Raw genomic sequence first — 4,168 nt, 5'->3', positions numbered from 1 at the left:
GCAGCCCGCGCCCCATCCCCCGGCTCGGCAGCCCTGGCCGCCCCACGACGACCCGCACGACGACCCCTATGGCGGGACCACCCGCCCGCCCGCCCGGAGACCCCGTTGACCACCGCCGCCCTGACCCCCGAGATGGCCGCCCTGGGCATCGCCATAGGTCTGTTCTTCTCGCTGCTGTGCTACCTCACCACCAACCTGTCGCCCGGCGGCATGATCACGCCCGGCTGGATCGCCCTGACCCTCATCGAGGACCTCCAGCGCGCGGCCATGATGGTCGGCGTCACCGCCCTGACCTATGCGGGCACCAAGGTCATGCAGCGGCTGGTGATCCTCTACGGCAAGCGGCTGTTCGCCGCGGTGGTGCTGCTGGGCGTGCTGCTCCAGTCCACGGTGATGATCGTGCTCTCGATCGAGTTCCCGCTGCTGTACGGCAACCAGACCCTCGGGTTCATCGTGCCCGGCCTGATCGCCTACCAGATGGTGCGCCAGCCCAAGGGAGCCACCCTGCTGGCCACCGGCACGGTCTCCCTGATGGCCTACATCGTCGTCGCCGCGGGCCTGCTGCTCGGCGTCATGCCCACCGTCTGATCCGGCGTCCGAGAACAACCGAGGAGTAACCGATGGCAGGGAAGAAGAAGTCGCGGCCCGTCGTCTCGGGCCTCGTGGTGCTGGCACTCGTCGGGGCCTCCGGGTACCTCACCGTGGAGCTGCGCAAGCAGGAGGCACCCGGTGTCACGGAGGTCCGCGACGTCGGCGTCCTGGACGGCAGCCGCGGCTCCGGCGGCGGCTCCGACGCCAAGGGCGAGATGACCTGGTCCCGGCTGGAGAACCCCGCGCGCTCGGTGCTGCGCGGCGCCGACGGGCAGATCCAGGGCGTCTTCACGGACGGGGCGCGCACCGCGACGCTGACCGGACCGGCCCGTACCTTCGCCGAGCCGACGTCCACCTCCTCCAAGGTCTCCACCACGGACTGGGTCCGCCTCATGCCCGAGCCCTGGGAGAAGGGCGCCGAGAAGGAGAAGTGGTTCAAGGAGTGGTACGCCGAGTACAGGGACAGCAAGGAGGACGACCTGTTCGCCTTCGCCTTCCAGTACGTGGCGGGCGCCCCGCAGAAGAAGGACGAGCAGGGCGTCGCCTACGCCGGTGACGCGAACTTCGGCCCGCTGAACACCGCCGGCGCCGAGGGCGGCGACCTGCGCCTGGAGCAGTCCGACTTCTACGACTACCTCGGCATCCCGTACCCGTTCCGGGACGGCGTGGTCGGGACGCCGGAGACCATGCGCGCGAGGTCCCTGGACTGCTCGGGCTTCATCCGCATGGTGCTCGGCTACCGCGCCCGCTACCCGTTGATGTCCTCGGACGCCTCCGGGGACGGCCTGCCCCGCACCGCCAACGGCATGGCCCGCTCCGACGAGGGCGTCGACATCCTTCCGCTGACCGGGGTGTCGGCGGACGACCGGCCGTCCGCCATCGACCAGCTCCAGCCCGGCGACCTCGTCTTCTTCAAACTCGACGCGCGCACCGAGCAGCGGCTGGACCACGTGGGCATGGTGCTCGGCTACGACACCGAGGGCCACCTGATCTTCGTGTCCAGCCGGGAGGAGGTCAACGGCCCCACCATCGGCGACATCGGCGGCGTCTCCCGGCTGGACGGCAACGGTTACTACGCCAAGACACTGCGCAGCGCCAAGCGGCTGTGAGGCGCCGGCCGCCGCGCTCGCCGGGCGGCCGGCTACCCGTTCGCCGCCGCCGAGGCCTGGGCCTCGCCCCTGCGGTGGATCTGACGGCGCGTGAACTCCTGGAGGTCGTCGCCCGTGGTGAAGACGGCCGTGTCCTTCGTCGTCACGTCCTTGCCGTCGGTGAAGCCGGCCAGGGTGAAGTAGGCGTAGCGGCCGTAGGAGTTGGTGGTCGAGCGGCAGACCGCGCCGTCGCAGAACTCCTTGACGCCGCCGCCCGCCAGGGACTTCACGATGCTCTTCGTGTCGACCTGCTGCCTGACCCCGGCCGCCTGGGCCTCGGTGTCGAAGACGGCCACGCCGACCGTCACCGCCACCCCGTCCTTGGTGTAGGTGACGCGCATCAGGCGGGTGCAGTCGTTGTCGGTGAGGACTTTGGGGAGCGTGGCCTTCGCGGCCGAGGCGCAGTTGCGGGTGTCGGCCGTCGGGCCCTTCTTGTACACCGTGTCGCCCATGGTCAGCTGCGTGCCCGGGAAGAGGATGTCCGGGCCGAGCGGCGCCTTGTCCTTCTTCGCGCTGGCGATGAAGTCCTTCGGGTCCAGCGGGGGCGGCGCGCTCGTCGGGGCGAACGACGGCACCGTGCCCGTGGCGCTCGGGACGTCGGAGGATCCGGGCGGCTGGGAGGACGGGCCGCCCGCGGCCCGGTCGTCGCCGTTCGCCGAGACGACGGCCACCGCGACGGCGGTGCCTATCGCGACGGTGGCGAGTGCGCCACCGCCTATGAGCAGCAGCCGGCGCCGCTTGTGGCGGGCCTCGGAGGCCTCGGCGAGCGCGGCCCAGTCCGGTGACTGGCTCGCGCCGCCGCTGTTCCAGGGCTGCTGGGAATTCGGTTTCCAGGGATCCCACTGCTGCTGAGGTCCCCCCTGCCCAAAACTCATGGGGCGCATCTTAGACGGGGCACGGGGCGTGCTGGTCCGCCTCAACGGGCCCCGGAGGCCCTAGCGTTGCGCTCATGGCGACGGACAAAAGCGACATCTCCGGGTGGTTGGTGCGACCCGCGAACGGGTACCTGTGGGCGGCACTCGTGGTGCTCCTGGGGGTGCTGGCGGTGCATGCGGTGCGCGTGACCTCGGACGGAGGCATGGACAACGCGATCGTGGTGGACGGCGCGCGGACCTGGCTGGCCGGTGGCGCGCCGTACGACGATCCGCACTTCCTCTATCTGCCGAGCGCGGTCCTGGCCGCCGCCCCGCAGGCGCTGCTGCCGCGGTCCGTGCTCGACGTGCTGGTGCCGCCGGCGGTGACCGCCGCCCTCGTGCTGGGCTGGGTCTGCGCCCTGCGGCTGCACCGCGTACCGCTGCGCAGCAGGCTCGCCGTGCTCGGACTGCTGGGCCTCGTGGCCGGTTTCGCGCCGTTCGGGCAACTGGTGCGGCTGGGCAACTGGACGGTGACGGCCGCGCTCGCGCTGCCGCTGTGCCTGCTGCTGGCGAGCCGGGGCCGCTGGGTCGCGGCGGGCGCGGTCGTCGGGGTGGCCGTGGCGCTGAAGCCGCTGCTCGCGCCGATGGCGCTGCTGTTCCTCTTCGCGCGCCGGTGGCGGGCGCTGGCCGTGCTGGTGCTGGTGCCGTCGGTGGCCTCGGCCTCGGCGGCGCTGCTGCTGCCGGACCCGATGGGCTTCTTCACCCGCACCCTGCCGTTCCTGCTGTACGGCGACGACCCCTTCGTGCGGCTCTACGAGGCCTCGCCGGCGGCGGTGCTGCCCCGGCTGGGCGTGCCCGAGGAGCCGGCCGGGCTGCTCGCGCTGCTCGCGGCCGCGGCGGGGGTGGTGTGCGCGTACCGGCGCTGGCGCGGGCCCGGTCCGGTGCCGCTGCGGCTGGCGGAGACGTCCGCGGGGCTGATGCTCTCGGTGTTCCTCGTCTCGCGGCCCTCCTACAACCACTACCTCCTGGTCGTCCTGCCGCTGCTGCTCGCCGGTCTGCCGTACGCCGGCGCGGTGGCCCGGCGGCCCTGGTTCTGGCTCGCCCTGGTGCCGCAGCTGCCGGGCGTGACGTGGCCGTGGCTGGAGTCGGGGCGGCGCCGGGCCTTCAAGGACGCGGTCACGCTGTGCGGGCTGGCGGCGACGGTCGGGTGGCACTGCGTGCGGGGGGCGCGGGAGCCGGACGGCCCGCGCGAGGCGCCCGGGGAGCGGCGTCCGGCCGTAGAATCGGCGTAGCCCACCGACGGCGGTCTCGTTTTGACCCGTCCGGCCGAGCGTGGGTATCCTGCATGTTCGTTATGTGTATTGGCTTGCTCATTCTCACGTGAGGGGCCCTTACACCGGTCCACCGGGCCGATGACCAGCGACCTGCACGCGGTTTGCGTCACCGCAGTGCGGTCAGGGCTGTCGTGATCGTCTTCGGTGACCTTGTCAGGACCATTCACTGAAGAAGCGAAGGCTACGAACCGTGCGTACGTACAGCCCCAAGCCCGGCGATGTGACGCGCCAGTGGCACGTC

General features: G+C 71.9%; 4 protein-coding genes. 3 read left to right on the top strand and 1 reads right to left on the bottom strand.

Going from position 1 to position 4,168, the window contains the following annotated elements; genetic code table 11:
- Positions 1 to 105 precede the first annotated feature (105 nt).
- Positions 106 to 588: a poly-gamma-glutamate biosynthesis protein PgsC/CapC gene (locus RIM90_RS27125; RefSeq protein ID WP_309063383.1), complete on the top strand. Its 483-nt coding sequence runs from the start codon at positions 106 to 108 to the stop codon at positions 586 to 588.
- A gap of 32 nt (positions 589 to 620) precedes the next feature.
- Positions 621 to 1,700: an NlpC/P60 family protein gene (locus RIM90_RS27120; RefSeq protein ID WP_309063382.1), complete on the top strand. Its 1,080-nt coding sequence runs from the start codon at positions 621 to 623 to the stop codon at positions 1,698 to 1,700.
- A 32-nt stretch (positions 1,701 to 1,732) separates the two neighbouring features.
- Here the strand turns inward: RIM90_RS27120 and RIM90_RS27115 are convergent, their stop codons facing one another.
- Positions 1,733 to 2,614, bottom strand: a complete 882-nt coding sequence (locus RIM90_RS27115) for a hypothetical protein (protein WP_309063381.1) — start codon at positions 2,612 to 2,614, stop codon at positions 1,733 to 1,735.
- A gap of 74 nt (positions 2,615 to 2,688) precedes the next feature.
- Between RIM90_RS27115 and RIM90_RS27110 the strand changes: the two genes are divergently transcribed.
- On the top strand, positions 2,689 to 3,885 hold the full coding sequence (locus RIM90_RS27110; RefSeq protein ID WP_309063380.1) for a glycosyltransferase 87 family protein: 1,197 nt from the start codon (positions 2,689 to 2,691) through the stop codon (positions 3,883 to 3,885).
- The last annotated feature ends 283 nt before the right edge of the window (positions 3,886 to 4,168 follow it).

The sequence above is a fragment of the Streptomyces sp. genome (genome assembly GCF_031181555.1).
Taxonomy (GTDB): domain Bacteria; phylum Actinomycetota; class Actinomycetes; order Streptomycetales; family Streptomycetaceae; genus Streptomyces; species Streptomyces fimbriatus.
Note: the sequence above shows the minus strand (reverse complement) of the source record. Positions and strands in the feature narration are given on the sequence as shown.

Coding starts and splice junctions, on each gene's coding strand:
- RIM90_RS27120 (WP_309063382.1), top strand. CDS start 621: ATGGCAGGGAAGAAGAAGTCGCGGCCCGTCGTCTCGGGCCTCGTGGTG.
- RIM90_RS27115 (WP_309063381.1), bottom strand. CDS start 2,614: ATGAGTTTTGGGCAGGGGGGACCTCAGCAGCAGTGGGATCCCTGGAAA.
- RIM90_RS27110 (WP_309063380.1), top strand. CDS start 2,689: ATGGCGACGGACAAAAGCGACATCTCCGGGTGGTTGGTGCGACCCGCG.